The 264-nt window shown below is 60.2% G+C and carries 1 protein-coding gene; it reads right to left on the bottom strand.

Annotated elements, in window-relative coordinates; all coding sequences use genetic code 11:
• Positions 1-264: amino acid--tRNA ligase-related protein (locus tag GSM73_RS03840; RefSeq protein WP_306110007.1), on the bottom strand; the 264-nt coding region annotated here is incomplete at both ends.

Genomic DNA, 264 nt, shown 5'->3' with positions numbered 1-264 from the left:
TCGGCCACCTGGGCCATGAAACGCTCTGCCTGATCTTCTGCGTCGTTGAGCTCGGAGTAGGCGTTGGCGATTTCGCGACCACCGATGAACAGCTCGAAACGGTCGGTCACGCTTGGGTTCTCGTCATTGCGACGGGCCAGCGGCGACACTTCGAACGGGTACTGGGTGATGAAATGCGGCTGCTCCAGCTTGTGCTCGACCAACTCTTCGAAAATCATCACTTGCAGCTTGCCCAGCCCCTCGAAGCCGAGCACCTTGGCGCCG

The organism is Pseudomonas sp. PICF6 (assembly GCF_009831705.1).
Taxonomy (GTDB): domain Bacteria; phylum Pseudomonadota; class Gammaproteobacteria; order Pseudomonadales; family Pseudomonadaceae; genus Aquipseudomonas; species Aquipseudomonas rhizophila.
This window is presented reverse-complemented; position numbering and strand designations above follow the sequence as displayed.